This is a genomic window from Methanococcoides seepicolus (genome assembly GCF_023684405.1).
Taxonomy (GTDB): Archaea; Halobacteriota; Methanosarcinia; order Methanosarcinales; family Methanosarcinaceae; genus Methanococcoides; species Methanococcoides seepicolus.
On the sequence record NZ_JAGSOI010000034.1, the window covers coordinates 13,162 to 29,229 of the forward strand.

10 protein-coding genes and 2 tRNA genes are annotated in these 16,068 nt (G+C 39.5%); 9 read left to right on the forward strand and 3 right to left on the reverse strand.

The window, feature by feature from the left end; all coding sequences use genetic code 11:
- The first annotated feature begins 22 nt into the window (after positions 1-22).
- From KDK67_RS08775 to brxL, 9 genes are all read left to right on the forward strand, one after another.
- A complete protein-coding gene (locus tag KDK67_RS08775) occupies positions 23-589 on the forward strand; it encodes a DUF1788 domain-containing protein (protein ID WP_250868419.1) in 567 nt (188 codons plus the stop codon).
- A 22-nt stretch (positions 590-611) separates the two neighbouring features.
- Positions 612-2,861, forward strand: coding sequence for a BREX system P-loop protein BrxC (gene brxC, locus KDK67_RS08780; protein WP_250868420.1), 2,250 nt, complete (start codon positions 612-614; stop codon positions 2,859-2,861).
- Positions 2,849-4,132: a hypothetical protein gene (locus KDK67_RS08785; RefSeq protein WP_250868421.1), complete on the forward strand. Its 1,284-nt coding sequence runs from the start codon at positions 2,849-2,851 to the stop codon at positions 4,130-4,132. The genes brxC and KDK67_RS08785 overlap by 13 nt, the downstream gene beginning before the upstream one ends.
- 5 nt (positions 4,133-4,137) lie before the next feature.
- Positions 4,138-7,539 carry a BREX-1 system adenine-specific DNA-methyltransferase PglX gene (pglX, locus tag KDK67_RS08790; protein ID WP_250868422.1) on the forward strand — a complete coding sequence of 1,134 codons (3,402 nt, stop codon included), beginning with the start codon at positions 4,138-4,140 and terminating at the stop codon, positions 7,537-7,539.
- 63 nt (positions 7,540-7,602) lie between these two features.
- The gene (locus KDK67_RS08795) at positions 7,603-8,214 is read left to right on the forward strand and encodes a hypothetical protein (RefSeq protein WP_250868423.1); all 612 of its coding nucleotides are present in this window, start codon (positions 7,603-7,605) and stop codon (positions 8,212-8,214) included.
- The gene (locus tag KDK67_RS08800; protein ID WP_250868424.1) at positions 8,211-8,813 is read left to right on the forward strand and encodes a hypothetical protein; all 603 of its coding nucleotides are present in this window, start codon (positions 8,211-8,213) and stop codon (positions 8,811-8,813) included. The genes KDK67_RS08795 and KDK67_RS08800 overlap by 4 nt, the downstream gene beginning before the upstream one ends.
- A 126-nt stretch (positions 8,814-8,939) precedes the next feature.
- Entirely contained in the window at positions 8,940-9,260 is a 321-nt protein-coding gene (locus KDK67_RS08805) for a hypothetical protein (protein ID WP_250868425.1), read from the forward strand.
- Between the two features lie 236 nt (positions 9,261-9,496).
- Entirely contained in the window at positions 9,497-12,112 is a 2,616-nt protein-coding gene (gene pglZ, locus KDK67_RS08810) for a BREX-1 system phosphatase PglZ type A (protein ID WP_250868426.1), read from the forward strand.
- Between the two features lie 31 nt (positions 12,113-12,143).
- Complete coding sequence (gene brxL / locus KDK67_RS08815; RefSeq protein ID WP_250868427.1) at positions 12,144-14,183, forward strand: protease Lon-related BREX system protein BrxL; 2,040 nt, start codon at positions 12,144-12,146, stop codon at positions 14,181-14,183.
- Between the two features lie 256 nt (positions 14,184-14,439).
- On the opposite strand, the gene KDK67_RS08820 is transcribed toward brxL, so the two are convergent.
- The 3 genes from KDK67_RS08820 to amrS form a co-directional block, all read right to left on the reverse strand.
- A tRNA-Ile gene (locus tag KDK67_RS08820) sits at positions 14,440-14,514 on the reverse strand.
- Between the two features lie 22 nt (positions 14,515-14,536).
- Positions 14,537-14,609 (reverse strand) — tRNA-Asn (locus tag KDK67_RS08825).
- Between the two features lie 135 nt (positions 14,610-14,744).
- A complete protein-coding gene (amrS, locus tag KDK67_RS08830; protein WP_250868428.1) occupies positions 14,745-15,770 on the reverse strand; it encodes an AmmeMemoRadiSam system radical SAM enzyme in 1,026 nt (341 codons plus the stop codon).
- Positions 15,771-16,068: the final 298 nt, after the last annotated feature.

Below are 16,068 nucleotides of genomic sequence, written 5' to 3' on the forward strand. Positions count from 1 at the left end.
TTAAATCCTTGTGGTGCTGACCATGACTTTCGAGGAACGATTAGAACAACTGAAAGATGAACTCCAAAAGGAAGACTTTCTGGAGGCAAGAGGACTTGGAAATGAAATTCCTTTCTGGATATTCGATTATCCGGCAGATAAGGAGCTTCTTGTGAGAAATACCGTAGACAAGATTGTAACAGGTCTTGACAAAGAGTCCATCACTGTACTAAATATAGATATGTATGATACTTGCCTTGAAATATTGGAACAGATCCCAGAGGAGAAGATCATCGCCCTTGAGAAGAAGAAAGGTTCAGACGCGCTGCTGAAAAAACTTAAACTTATGCTGAAGCCGGATGTTCTTAGAAATTCCATAATGGCAAAGGTTGAAGGTGCGAAAGATCCAGATATTATATTTCTGACAGGTGCCGGGAAAGCATGGCCAATGATAAGATCACATTCGATCCTGAACAACTTACAGCCAGTATTTGATAATACCCCGCTTGTGTTATTTTATCCAGGGGAATATAGTGAATTTGACCTGAGCTTATTTGGTAAGCTGAACGCCAAGAATTATTATAGGGCTTTCAGACTGATCAACATTTAATAATTTTCAATGAGTGCTTATTATGACAAACGGAATCAAAATCGAAGACCTGTTCCTAAAAGATGTGAAGAGAAACATCAATGGTGTTATTAAGGTAGATCAGGATGATGAGGCAAGTATATATACAGAACTTGATGAATATGTTGTGACCAAAGAATCAAGGGAACATTTTGATAAGTTCTTCACCAGATACTTAAATACTACACAGGAGCCTATCGATAAGATAGGTGTTTGGGTCTCAGGTTTTTTTGGTTCTGGTAAATCTCATTTTATAAAGATACTTTCGTATTTGATGGAAAACAGGACCGTTCATGATAAAACGGCTCTTGAGTTCTTCAGGGAAAAAATTGAAGACACTCTTATTTTTGATAACATTGAGAGATCGGTCAACTATGGTACAAAGGATGTAATTCTGTTCAATATCGATTCCAAGGCTAGTACTGTTGACAGGGACAATGAGCTCATTGTCAATGTAATGATGCGGGCTTTCAATGAGAAGAGGGGTTATTACAGGGATGTTTTCTGGATCGCTGAGATGGAGGAGGATCTGGATAATAAAGGTCTGTACGATTCTTTTAAGGAAGAATTCCTGAAACTCAACGGTGATTCCTGGGAGAACAAGAGAAGCAGCTATGCATTTGAGCAGGACGATATTGTTGGTGCTTTGGTAAATTGTGGTTACCAGAGCAGGGAAGCAAATGAGAGGCTCTTCGATAATGATGGAATAGCATATCATTTTGATGTTGAGAAATTTGCTGAGAAACTCAAGAAATACTGCGACTCTAAAGGAAACGATCATCAGATCATTTTCCTTATCGATGAGATTGGGCAGTACATTGGTGAGAATAGCGAGCTGATGCTGAATCTCCAGACTATCGTGGAAGAGCTTGGTACTAAGCTTCTTGGTAAGGCATGGGTGATCGTTACATCACAGGCAGACATTGATCTAATTACTCAGGAGAAGGTAAAGGGGTATGACTTCTCTAAGATCCAGGGGCGTTTTGACACCCGTTTGAGCCTTTCCAGTGCTAATGTTGATGAGGTTATCAAAAGAAGGATTCTTGCAAAGAAGGAAGATTGTAAGGATATGCTTTCAGTTTATTTTGATGAAAAGCAGACCATTCTTAAGAACCTGTTATCTTTTTCAAACGGTACAGCTCAGATGAAGTTGTATTCGGGGTCCGATGACTTCACGAATGTCTATCCATTTGTTCCATACCAATTCATTATTTTACAGAAAGTGTTCGACCAGATAAGGCAGACCGGTTACACCGGAAAACACCTTGCTAAGGGTGAGAGATCTATGCTCAATGCTTTCAAGGAAGCAAGTGTGAAATATTGTGATGATGGTATTGGCATCCTTGTGCCTTTCTCTTCATTTTATAGTACTGTGGAGAGTTTTCTCGACCCTATTATCAAGCGTACGATCAAACAGGCAGAAGATAATGACGTTTTGAACAAAGAGGATTGTGATCTGTTAAAGATACTGTTCATGATACGCCATGTGGCCGATGTTCAGCCAAATCTTGAGAACCTTGTGGCATTGTCTGTTTCAAGTGTTGATGAAGATAAACTTGAGCTTAAGAAGAGGGTTGCTGAATCCCTGAAGAAGCTGGAAGGCCAGACGCTGATCAATAAATCAGGAGATAGTTATTCTTTCCTGACCAATGAGGAGCAGGACATCAACAGGAAGATCAAGAACCTTGATATTGACAGGCATTTGATTCTTGATGATATTTACAATACTGTTTTTACTACCAATGATATTTGTCCTGTTAAGCACAGCAAATATGTCTTTAACCGGGTGCTTGATGATAAGATCAAGCCCTCGAACAATGCGGATATTACAGTAAAGTTCCTGACACCACTTTCGGACGAGCTCACAAGGGGTAGCGGACAGAGGTCCTTGCATGGGGAGAATCTAAGCAATATAGATTCTACTGATACGCTGCTTTTCATTTTCCCTGATAAGAGCGATTTTGTGGATATGGTTAGAAAGTATCTGAGAATAAGCAAATATCTCACTCAAAACAGTTCCAGATCAAACAATGATATCCTTCACAGGATAATGCTGGACAAGACACAGGAAATGGAGAGGCTAAAAGAGTCTGCTGTTAAGTCCATTTTTGAGGGAGCTTCTGAAGCAAGGATATTCATCCATGGTAAAGAAGTTACAAGTATAGGGAACAAGAACCCAAAGGACAGGGTTAAGGAAGGGCTGGATATGTCACGGATGGTTTTGATTCCGATAGTGATGTGTTGCGTGTTCTAAGGTCGGATGATCTTGAGAAGTTCGGTTGCGGAAAATCCGAGGTCAATAAGAGAGCTTTGAAAGAAGTTCTTGATTATGTGGACATTCGTACTGAAAAGAACGATAATGTTGTTCTGAAAGAGGTCAAGAGCAGGTTCTCAGGGAAGCCTTATGGGTGGAAGGAAATGACGATATCCGGTCTTGTGGCTACACTTTTTGCAGGTGAGGATATTAAGCTGAGATACCAGAAGACCACACTTCAAGGGAACCCTGAGGAGATCGCCAGGTACCTTACAAGGAAGGACGATGCTGAGCGTGTGATCCTTGAGATACGTAAGCCTGCAGGAATGGAAATTATCAGTGATGTCAAGTCGATCCTTCGGGATGTGTTCGATAAGACGGCTATTCCTGATAAGGAAAAGGACCTTTTCGATCTTTGTCATGAGATACTGACCGAAGAGATGAGGAACATTGATAAGATCGCTGGGAAGTATGCTGAGGAGAAGCGCTATCCGGGTGAAAAGGATATTCTTGCCTACGAGAAGTTCCTGAAAAGTTTATTGAGCATTACTGATCCTTCCCAGTTCCTTGGAAAGATATCAGATGATAAGGATGTCCTTTCTGAGCTGAAGGAAAGGGTAAGCCCTGTGATGAGGTTCTTTGGCAGTCCGCAGGTGGATATTTTCAGGAAGGTTGCGAGGAAGATAGATGCTTTCAAGAGGAACGAGCAATTCCTTGACCCTGATGGAAAGTTTGCTATCAAAGATATTGGGAGAATACTGGACCTTGATGAGCCATATTCTGAGATCAAGAACCTGACCGGACATGAGCTTACTATTGAGAGCTCACTTAAAACAAGCCTTGAGAACCTAAAAGTGAAGTTCTTTGAGAAGCTTAATAGTGCTAAGTCTGAGGTAGAGGATGAACTTGGCCATCATTCAGTCCTGTCCGATGAGTTCAAACTCTCGGTGATGAGACCTTTTGAGAAGCTTGAGGTTGATGTTACAGCTTCAAATGAGTGTTCTTTTGTGAAGCTTCAGCTTGACAGGATCGATGGCGACCAGAGGATTTCTTTTGAAGAGATCAATAAACAGTTGCATGTCATTAAAGAACCTCCTGCCGATGGAGGCGATGAACCGGTTGTACCTGCTACCCGTGGAACAACGATGATAGAGCCTGCAATATTCCGTTCTGTGAGCGTTATCAGAACAGAGGAAGACCTTGATAGCTATATTAAGGAATTGCGTACAAAACTTAGTGCTATCCTTAAGGACAGTAATATCAAGGTGTGATATTTGTGGATAAAAAAAAGATAGAGGCATTTTCAAACACTGTAAGGGATAATCTCCTTGAAGAAATAAAAAAGCGTGCTTCAAATCTCGGCATCACACCAGAGGCTATTCTCCCTGTGGACAAGACCACTGATGATGCTATTGTGATCGGTGGGAAGGTCTTCAATAAGGAGATCATGCAGCAATGGAAACAACTCACAAGAACGGTAGAAGAGAAAGGCTATGAACAGGTTATGGATGAGGTCACATATACCTGGTTCAACCGTTTTGTAGCCCTTAAGTTCATGGAGTCAAACTCTTACCTCCCTATAAAGGTATTCTCTCCCGAAGACCCAGCCGACCACGAACCGGAGATCTTCAGCAAGGCAACATCCATAGACTTCCTCGACCTTAACAGAACAAAGATCCTTGACCTTAAAACAGACAACAAGGACGATGAACTTTACAGATACCTGATCCTGAAGACCTGCAACTATCTTAATGAGATCATGCCCTTCCTCTTCGAGCGCCTTGAGGACTACACCGAACTCCTCCTCCCGACAAACCTTCTCCACACTGATTCAATCATCCACGACTTGAACAGCATCATCCCGGAGGAAGATTGGCGTGAGGTCGAGGTCATTGGTTGGATCTATCAGGATTATGTTAATCCAAGAAAAGATAAGGTGTTCAAAGATCTGAAAAAGAACATAAAGATCAGCAAAGAGAACATCCCAGCAGCTACCCAACTCTTCACACCCAAGTGGATAGTAAAGTACATGGTGGAAAACTCCTTAGGTCGCCTCTGGCTTGAATCCAATCCAAATCCAACCCTACAATCAAAATTAAAATACTTCATAGAGCAGGAGTCACCAACCCCTGAAAACAAAACACATAACCCCGAAGAAATAACCCTCCTCGATCCTGCAATGGGTTCAGGCCACATCCTCGTCTACGCCTTCGATGTCTTCTACGAAGTCTACCATTCCATGGGCTACCTCGATGATGAAATTGCACCTTTGATTCTCAATAAGAACCTTTACGGCTTGGAGATTGACAACCGTGCCTCCCAGCTTGCAGGCTTTGCACTGATGATGCAGGCAAGGAAGTATGATCAGAATCTGTTCAAGAAAGACATTAAGTTGAACCTGTGTGCAATCCAGGAAACAAATAACCTACAAATCGACAGGGCAAAGTATCCCCAGGTGCACCGCCTGTACGAGTTCTTTGTTGATGCAAAAGAATATGGTTCCATATTGAAACTTCCTGCATTCGATTTCGAGAAGATGGATGAGGAATATGAGAGATTTAAGAAGGAGCCATCTTTGGATTCATTTTCAGTTTCGTTTGATATTGAGGATGTAATCAAGCAGGCAAAGGTGATGGCCAAACTGTATGATTGTGTGGTGACGAATCCGCCGTACATGGGTTCAAAGGGTATGAATTCGAAGTTGAGAACATTTGCTAAGGATAATTATCCCGACACCAAATCGGATCTTTTTGCCATGTTCATTGAACACGGTTTTGACATGATTGCTGATAATCGTTACAATGCAATGGTTACAATGCAAAGCTGGATGTTCCTCTCATCTTATGAAAAAATGAGGGAGCGCTTACTTAATGAATTCACAATAGATTGCATGGTTCATATGGCAAATATGGTTATGGGAATTGCATTTGGAACAGCTGCAACTGTCTGGAACAAGGCAAAGAAACCTGAACATAAAGGTGATTTTTCATATGTTTACTATGAAGATTTAACGAAAGAGAATGAACCAAAGCAATTCCCGATTCAGAATGACAGACTTAGTAGAGCCTCAGCCGCCGACTTCAAAAAGATTCCAGGGTCGACGATTGCATATTGGGTAAGTGATATTGTAAGAGAATTGTTTTGTGCTGAACACCTATCAAATTTTGCAGAATCTGGTGGAAGATGTAAAACTCATAATGATGAAAGATATGTGAGAATGGTATGGGAGATTTCAGAAAAATCGGTTGGTTCTGATAATATCTGGAAGTTTTATAATAAAGGCGGTTTTTCACGTAAATGGTATGGAAATTTAGATTTCGTAATTAATTGGACTGATACTGCTAAAAAATATTATTCCCTAAATGGTGGTTTAAGCAATCCTTCAACTTGGAATAAGATTGGAGTTACATGGACAGGAGTAACTTCAGGGAATACTGCTTATAGGCTAAAAGTAGAAGAATCGGAATATTCATCAGCATCTCCAACAATCTTAACTAAAGATAGAGTATCTACAAATGAAATATTGGGTTTCTTAAATACAAAGTTTGTCACCAATGCTATGGAAATAATCAATCCGACAATGCAGGTTAATGTTGGTGATGCACTAAAACTACCATTCAAAACATTTTCTGAGCTAAATAGAATAAAAGTTATAGTTGGTGAACTCATCTCGATTTCAATTGAGGATTGGGACTCCTATGAAACTTCCTGGGATTTCACTTCCCATCCACTCTTACAACCAGAATACTATAGTTCAACCCTTACAGAAACCTACACCAAACTCCGCTCTCACTGGCAGGATATGACGCTGGAGATGCAGCGTCTGGAAGAGGAGAACAACCGCATTTTCATCGAAGCTTATGGTCTGCAAGATGAACTTACACCGGAAGTTCCACTTTCCGAGATTACTCTGACATGCAATCCACATTATCGCTACAATAGCAAAAAGACGGAGAAAGAACTGGAAGCATTACTCCTGACTGATACTATCAAAGAATTCATCTCCTACGCCGTAGGCTGCATGTTCGGCCGTTACTCACCGGAAAAGCCAGGACTGATACTTGCAAATCAAGGAGAAAAGCTTGCAGACTTCAAGGCTAAGGTGCCAGATGCAGTTTTCCTGCCGGATGAAGATAACATTATTCCAATGCTGGATAAGGAGTATTTCTCGGATGACATCGTGGGCAGGTTCAAGGAATTCCTGAAATTTACCTTTGGAGAGGAGACGCTCTCGGAGAATTTGGAATTTATTGCAAAGGCGTTGTCGAAGAAGGGAACCGGAGGATCTGAGGAGGTAATTCGGGATTACTTTATCAAGGATTTCTATAAGGATCATCTGAAGATGTACAAGAAGCGGCCGATCTACTGGATGTTCACATCGGGTAAGGGTAAGGCGTTCAATGCTCTGGTCTACATGCATCGGTATGATAAGACGACCCTTGCTAAAATGAGGATGGATTATTTGCTTGAGCTTGAGGCTAAGATCGATGCACAGAGGGAGATGCTTGATAGTAACAAGGATGCTCAGGAAAAGGCGAAGCTGAGTGCGAAGATCGAGGAGATCATGGCTTATGATGAGCTGTTGAAGAACAAGGCGGATGCTTATGTGGAGATCGATCTTGATGATGGGGTCAAGGTCAATTATGAGAAGTTTGAGGGATTGGTTGGGAAGTTGTGAGTTTTTTAGAGGCTAACACAATAATCTCGAATATCATTGATGTATACAATTTGGTGATGTGTTATGAGTGGACTGAAAACAAAGTATAAAATATTGCTTTTTTTTAGTTCGTATACACCACTTTTTATGATTTTACTTCTTAAATCAATATCAGATGCCCTAACTAAATATTCTGAGATTAAACCGATTGAAATAGATGATTTTTTAATATCTAATCTTGTTTTGTCAGTTTCGATAATATTAGTAGTTTTAGTCATATTTATACCGAATTTGATTTTGCATTTAATCCTTGTCGATACAAAATCGACAATAAATAAAAAACAGTTAAAAGTAAAGTCCGTTCAAAAGATGAATCACTTGTATATGGAACATCTAGTTACTTACATAATTCCATTTTTAGCATTTGATTTTTCTGATATTTTTGATATGCTATCATTATTAATTTTACTTACAACTGTGTGTTTAATATATATTAAATCAGACATGCTTTATATTAATATAATGTTTTATATTCGAAACTATAATCTTTATAAAGTCTCTTCATATAATCATCTTGATATTCCAGTCATGTTACTATCAAAGAAAAAACATATACCCAAAAATCAAATTATTTATACAGAAGATATAGGTTCTGCATCTGAATTTTTCAGGTTAGATATAGAGGAATTTGAATGAACAATTTTCAAGAATACTTTGAACATATTAATAATATAGCCGAAAATGGACATTTTCAAATGTTTATCTTAAAATCAACGGCTAGCAGTCAAGATGAAAAGAAACGTGAAATAATTCCTGTTGATATCAATGGAACAGTAAAAGAGTTGTTTTCTTCAATTTTGTCTAAAAAATGTGATAACATATTAGAAAACGAAGATGTAACATTCAGGGATTATTTTTTAAATGAATATAATGATGATGACTTTTCAATTCCTTACATCAAAGAAGAAGACTTGCAGTCAATTGGAACATTTCAACCAATTATTTCTAAAATAAAAGATTCTGATCAGCTTGAACATATTAGAGATTTTGATGAAAAAACAATTGACAAACTGAAAAGCTATGCAATATATGTAACATATTTGAATGAAGCAAAAAATGCTACTGAAAATTGTATTTTTTTCAGAAAATATGGTTCTGGTTTCAAATTATCAAAATCAAGATCAAATTTATTACAGTACAAAAATGGAAGATTTGATAAACTTGACGGAGATGTTTTCAAATGTGATGAGTTCATCGATGCTATTTATTATGAATGTATTCCAGATGCAGACTAGGAATTAGAAGATTCTGAATCTAATAAATTAAGCAGTTTATTCATATTAAGACCGCATGATTTTGAAAAAGATTTTTCATTCCATGAAATTTATAAAAATGAAGCAAGGTTGATTTTTAATTTCCTTTTGGCTCATGAGAATGTATCGATTGATGAAACTTTATTTGGAGAAATTGAAAACAAAATCTCTTATACAAGTGTATTATCTCATTTAAAAAGAAATAATTTCACTGAGGATTTTGAATTTGAATCTGTCAAAGAAATATATGATATAGCAACTCAAAATTACATCCTAAATTTTGAAATTAATGAGGACAATTCGATTGTTGTTAACAATAAAGACGGCCTGAAAGATTTTTTAATTGTGTGCCAACATAAATTGTATCGAGGTTTACTCGATGATGATCGGATTTTCAAAGGTGTTGGAAAAGAATTAAAAAGAAGATGAAAGATTTAGACATCAATGTGGTGATTCGATATGGTGTGTCTTTGACTGCAATGAAAATTCAGACAAAGAAATCTCAATCGCATACAAAGAAGCTGGAATAATTTTATATGTATAACGAAACTGAATTGAGCAGTACAAAAAATAATCCCACCACACAGGTTCACAGAATCATTAAAACAATTCAGAGCTTTAATTCATAAATCACATTGTCTTATACACTCTCCGGATGCATCAATATGGTTAATGTAGAGAAAACAGCCCAAACGCTTCTCAAGAAATTTGCCGAAAAAGAAGACTATGAAAAACGGAAGATAGTCTTTTGGTATGACAAGGATGAAACGGCAGATGAAGATAGCCTTGCTCAAATAGAAGAAGAGCTGGCAAAGCATGATATCAAAATAAAGGTACTTGCTGACAACTTTTTTGAGGTCAAGAAGTTTCTGGAGGTTGAAGATACTGCTTCGAACTATTTGATCTACTCTCCGGCTGAAGAAAGAGGTCCTGAGGACAACTGGCTTCTGGACATTCAGATGTATTCAGGACGGTTCGAGAACAGCAGGATATCGGACATCAAGAGTGTGCTGGAAATAGATGGGTATGATCTTGACGAATTCCTTGAAAAGAGATACAAGTTCTTCGTCAGCAAAAAGAGGACTGACTCATTTTTGCGCTGGTATCAGGCAGATTGGAAAGAAGAAGAGTTCTTGCTGGGCTTTTTGGCTGTATTTTCCGGCTCCCAGTCAGTTGATATTCGTGAGATCCTGAGAAATCTGTTAAAAGGATCCCTTCAAGAGGAACATAACAAGATCTGGGCTGATATCACTAAGTTCGAGCTTGAAGGTGATTTCTGGGATATGATCAAACGATATTTCGGGTATGATTCCGAAGCTCCAATACTTAAAAAGCTATTCCTGAGTTTCATTATCACTCACATTAGCAGGAACACAAAACTAGACCTGAGTTCCTATGAAGATTATATCAATAAGAAGGGCAACGAATGTGAGATCTTCACACGCAACTGGATGGACCATGCAAAGGATTCTGAAATCTTTGACGAGTACTGCCAGGATGTTCTGACTGAGAACAGCTCTAAGGTGGAAAACGACCTTAAGAGCATCATCAAAAGTAGTGATATAGCGGATTATGTTGAAGCTGAGGCTACAAATTTATTCGATAGGGCTGTGATCAGTAGCATTGCTATAGATCTTGAAAATGGCATGGAGAACTTCGATTCATATCTTGGATGGATAGCAACAAGAAAGACAAAACACGGGTATACAAAATACCGTGAACTATATCTTGCACTTGAAAATGCTATCATGCTCCATTCTTTTGCAAAGGACCTCAAAGATGAGGAACTCCATGGTAAAAAGTTGAAGGACCTTTTCCATGACTATGCCAATAAGCATTATCTCATGGACCAGTATTATCGCAAATTCTATTACTACTTCGATAAGAACAGGGAAGAGGATATTCTCAAGAACACACGTGAGCAAGTGGAAAAGCTCTATAACAATAGATTTATGGACCGCCTGCTCAGCCAGTGGAGTGAAGCTATAAACAACGAGACAAATGGGATCTGGAACGTAGAACTTGTAGATCATCAGAACGAATTCTACAAAAGACATGTTGATCGGGTCCTGAGTCGTAATGACAAGGATAAAATTGCAGTTATCATTTCTGATGCACTAAGATATGAGGTTGCAGCAGAGCTTCAAGAAGTGCTGAATAAAGAGACACCTGGTATAATTGAGCTAAATACCATCACAGGCAGCCTCCCCTCATATACTAAATTAGGTATGGCAAGTCTGCTGCCGCACAAAACTCTTGAATATAGAGATGGACGCATTTTTGCTGATGGTCTTAGTACTGAAGGCTTGCAGAATAGAGAAAAAGTACTGAAGGCAGCTTTCACTGATTCAGTGGTCTTGAATGAGAAAGATGTAATTAGCCTCAAAAGAGAAGAAGCAAGGGAAAAGTTCAAAGGAATACGTCTGTTCTACATTTATCATAACAAGATCGATGCCATAGGTGACCATTCTGCTTCGGAGCATAATGTATTCAATGCTACAGAAGAGGCTGTTAAAGAAATCAAAGATGTGATAGGCAAATTAGTAAACGATCAGATCGTAAACAACTTTATTGTTACGTCAGATCATGGCTTTATTTACAAAAGGGATGATCTTGGAAACATTGATAAAAGAGAAACTTCCGACTTTGACAAAGAACAGATAGTTGAATCTAATAAGCGTTTTATCTTAACAACTGAAGATATTCAATTAAAGAACACGCATAAATTCAATATGTCAAAGACCTTTGATTCTGACAAGGAACTATTCCTATACACCCCTCAAGCAGATCTGAGATTCAAATTGCAGGGCGCTGGAAGCAACTTCGTACATGGTGGTGTATCACCTCAGGAAGTTGTAGTTCCACTTCTGAAGTATGGATACAAGAAGACAGCTCAACTCGAGAAAAAAGGTATCAAGACCGGAAAAGTTGGACTTGCCCTTACTACCCCTACCAGGAAGATCACAAACACTACCTTCAAGGTCAGCTTCCTGCAAACGGAAAAAGTGACCGACAAGATGCTTCCTCGTCACTGTCGCATATCCCTGTGGGATGCAGATGGTAACAGGAAAATAAGTGATGAAAAAGTGATCATTGCTGATAGCACTTCAGATGATGCGACTGAAAGGGTATATTCAGTGGTATTGACATTAACCAGTGACGTTGAAAATAAGGTTTATTATCTTCATGCTATTGATGAAGACAAAAATGAACTTAACAGGGAAATATTTGACCCGATATCCTTTAACGTTGACCTCCTGGTGACAGATGATTTCTTCTAAATACGATTATGAGATTTAAGGACAGATAAAAATGACAGACTCAACATTAGATCTTGAAACAGATAGAAAGCTCAATGAGTATTTCCCGGGCAAGGTTGTGAGGAAAGATCTCACGAAACTTGTAAAAGTTGGGCATAATGTGCCTGTCTATGTCCTTGAATATCTCTTAGGAATAAATTGTGCCACAGATGATGAGGATCTCATTCAGGACGGTGTCCAGAAGGTTAAGAGAATACTCTCTGACAATTATGTTAGTCCTCATGAAGCGGAAAAGATCAAATCGAAGATCCGTGAGAATGGCTATTACACCATCATCGATAACATTGTCGTAAAACTAAACGAAAGAAGGGACATTTATGAAGCCACCTTCAACAACCTTGGGATCTCAAACGTAGAAGTGGAACCAGAGTACGTAAAAAAGTTCGATAAACTTCTTGGTGGTGGGATCTGGTGTATAATCAAAATGGAATATTCCACCGAATCAGGTTATTCTCCATTTGTCATAGCAGACCTTAAGCCAATACAGATCCCAAATATAAATGTCAATGAATTGATCGAGCAGAGAAGGAATTTCACCAAAGAAGAATGGATGGATGTGCTGCTAAGGACCATCGGTATGGAACCGACTTTACTGGAAACGAATGTAAAATGGCATCTTCTGGAACGCCTTGTACCACTCGTCGAGAACAATTATAATCTGTGTGAGCTTGGACCCCGAAGCACCGGTAAATCCCATGTTTACAAAGAGATCTCCCCCAACTCAATCCTTATGTCAGGTGGTCAGACAACTGTGGCAAACCTGTTCTATAACATGAGTACAAGGCAGGTAGGTCTTGTAGGGCACTGGGATGTTGTAGCTTTTGATGAGGTTGCAGGTATTAACTTCAAAGATAAAGATGGGATACAGATCCTCAAAGACTACATGGCATCAGGTTCCTTTGCACGTGGCAAGAGCCAGATAAATGCTAATGCATCCATAGCTTTTATCGGCAATGTCAACCAGAGTATATCTTCATTGCTCAAAACATTCCACCTTTTTGCACCTTTCCCGGATGCAATTAACAATGACAGTGCATTCTTTGATAGAATGCATTACTATCTTCCTGGTTGGGAAGTGACAAAGTTCAGGCCGGAACATTTCACTGATCGGTATGGCTTTATCGTGGACTATCTTGCAGAGTTCCTGAGGGAAATGAGGAAGAGGTCGTATAGTGACAATATTTACAAATACTTCAATCTGGGTAATAATCTCAACCAGAGAGATGTCATTGCTGTCAAAAAGACCGTTTCAGGTCTGATGAAACTGATCTATCCTGATGAGAACGCTACCAAAGAAGAGGTACAGGAGATCTTGGAATATGCAATGGTAGGTAGAAGAAGGGTAAAAGAACAGCTCAAAAAGATCGGAGGGATGGAGTTCTTTGACGTCAATTTCTCCTATATTGACAATGAGGATATGAGTGAGAACTTTGTCAATGTTCCTGAAAGCGGTGGAAATCAGATAATTCCTCCGGGAATGCTAAAACCCGGTCAGTGTTTTGCTGTAGCTGCAACTGAGAATGGTAAAGTAGGTGTGTATAAGACCGAACTTCAGGTCAGTGCAGGAAATGGGAAATATGATACTTCTGGACTTGGTTCAAATTCGAAAGCTAAAGAATCGATCAAAACCGCTGTGAACTACTTTAAAGCAAATGCAAAGGCTATCAGCCAATCCATCTCGACTAAAGAAAGGGATTACTTCCTGAACGTACAGGATATTTATGGGGTTGGAATGGCAGAAGGAGCAAATCTTGCTGCTTTTATCGCTTTATGTTCCGGTGCACTTGAAAAACCTGTGACAGAGCAGACAGCGATCATGGGTACGATGACAATTGGAGGAGCAATACAGAACACTGAAAATCTGGCCGATCTATTGCAGGTATGCTTGGATGCAGGTGCTAAGAAGGTATTGATACCTGCAGCTGCTACTGTGAAATTGGGAACAGTGCCACCTGAACTTTTGAGTAAGTTCCAGCTGGCGTTTTATGATGAGCCAATAGATGCAGTACAGAAAGCACTGTTCATTTCTTAAATTATGTTTAAGGCTCTGTAGAAAACCTATCAAAATTAACATCCATCGACTGGAATTGAGATTATAATCCAATATCTTGCAACACATTCCATAACATTTTTAAATCAGATTATTGTCCGAATATTGAGGATTTCTACAGAGCCAATAAATCATCAAATACTAAATGTTGAATGGTGATATGCATTCATAGCAAAAGTTCGATTTCAAAAAAAGTAAAAAGTAGCCTATCAAAATAGGACTATCTAAAGAAATTAGATGGGCCTAACCGGATTTGAACCGGTGATCGCCCGGTTATGAGCCGGGCGCTCTAACCTGACTAAGCTATAGGCCCTCACCAAAAAGAAACGAATGAGCGCCGCCAACAGGGCTCGAACCTGTGACATTCTGGTTAACAGCCAGACACTCTACCAACTGAGTTATGGCGGCACTTGATGGCGCTTCAACGCACGATTCCTCATAATGCAACTATCGGATTTAAACCTTTTGTTCGGAAGCGCCAAATGGACTGCAACAGACTTGAATTTTGCCCAATTCCGCGACAAATAAATGGATAAGGTAGATTCAAGCTCCACAATATTCGCCATAGATGATAATAGGTGCCCCACAGTTGCCGCACTTGTGATCCGGAGTGAGATTGTGATCCTTCACATCGAAGACACCCCGCACAATAACGGGCTCACCACAGGACGGACAGAAAGTGTTCTCATATTTATGTCCGAACACATTACCGATATATACATACTTCAATCCCGCCTCCAATGCGATTCGGTGTGCCGTCTCGAGGGTCTCAACGGGAGTAGGAGGAAGATGCTTCATTTTATAATATGGTTGGAACCTTGTGAAATGAACAGGCGTATCCTCACCCAAGTTCTCAAACACCCATTCGGACAGCTCACGCAACTCATCCTCAGAATCATTCAACGTGGGAATGACAAGGTTTACTACCTCAACGTGCATCCCAAGTTCCCTCGCAAGCTTTGCAGACTCCAGAACAGGTGCGAGCCGGGCACCCACGACTTCCTTATAGAATTTTTCTGAAAAGGCCTTGATATCCACCCTGAAAGCATCAAGATAAGGCGATATGTGTTCCAGTGCTTCAGGTGTGATGTAACCGTTGGTCACATAGACCGTATCCAGCCCAGCCTCTTTTGCAAGCTTTGCAGAATCATAGGTATATTCATACCATATAGTAGGCTCATTATAAGTCCATGCTATCGACCTACATCCCGTAGCAAGAGCCCGATCTATGGCCTGTTCGGGAGTTATTTCAATTGAATTAGCCTCATCAAGGCCTACCTGTGAAATTGTCCAGTTCTGACAGTGTTTGCACCTGAAATTGCATCCGATGGTCCCCAAAGAATAAACGGATGAACCTGGATTAAAATGGAACAGTGGTTTTTTCTCGATCGGATCGACCGCTTCACTGGAAACCGTAGCATAGATCAAAGAATAAAGAGTACCCTCACGATTCTCACGCACCCCACAAATACCGGTCTTGCCCTTAGAGATCCTGCAACGATGATTGCACAGGCTACACCGTACTTTCCCGTCTTCCAGCTTTTCATAGAACATTGCTTCTTTTATCATCTCATTCCCCAAGACTACATTAGAGTTGATGGTTGAAAAGGATTATTGAAGAGTTGGACCTCATGCTCAACGGCATCCATACTGAATAAAGTGGAACTAATGAAACAATAGCTTAGAGATTTGAAGAACCTAACCAATAAAATGAATCTGATCAAATAAAAAAGATAATAAAAATGTAACTATTCAGCCATCCTCACGTTTTTGATATAAACTTAGAATACTCAACACAATTCCATCAGTGCTTGATATTGATTTTACCAAAAAACAATATACTATGCCTCTATTTTAGTCACTCCCT

What these genes read in the sequence shown, in the direction of transcription:
- KDK67_RS08775 (WP_250868419.1), top strand. Translation starts at nt 23, where the DNA reads ATGACTTTCGAGGAACGATTAGAACAACTGAAAGATGAACTCCAAAAG.
- brxC (WP_250868420.1), top strand. Translation starts at nt 612, where the DNA reads ATGACAAACGGAATCAAAATCGAAGACCTGTTCCTAAAAGATGTGAAG.
- KDK67_RS08795 (WP_250868423.1), top strand. Translation starts at nt 7,603, where the DNA reads ATGAGTGGACTGAAAACAAAGTATAAAATATTGCTTTTTTTTAGTTCG.
- KDK67_RS08800 (WP_250868424.1), top strand. Translation starts at nt 8,211, where the DNA reads ATGAACAATTTTCAAGAATACTTTGAACATATTAATAATATAGCCGAA.
- pglZ (WP_250868426.1), top strand. Translation starts at nt 9,497, where the DNA reads ATGGTTAATGTAGAGAAAACAGCCCAAACGCTTCTCAAGAAATTTGCC.
- brxL (WP_250868427.1), top strand. Translation starts at nt 12,144, where the DNA reads ATGACAGACTCAACATTAGATCTTGAAACAGATAGAAAGCTCAATGAG.
- amrS (WP_250868428.1), bottom strand. Translation starts at nt 15,770, where the DNA reads ATGATAAAAGAAGCAATGTTCTATGAAAAGCTGGAAGACGGGAAAGTA.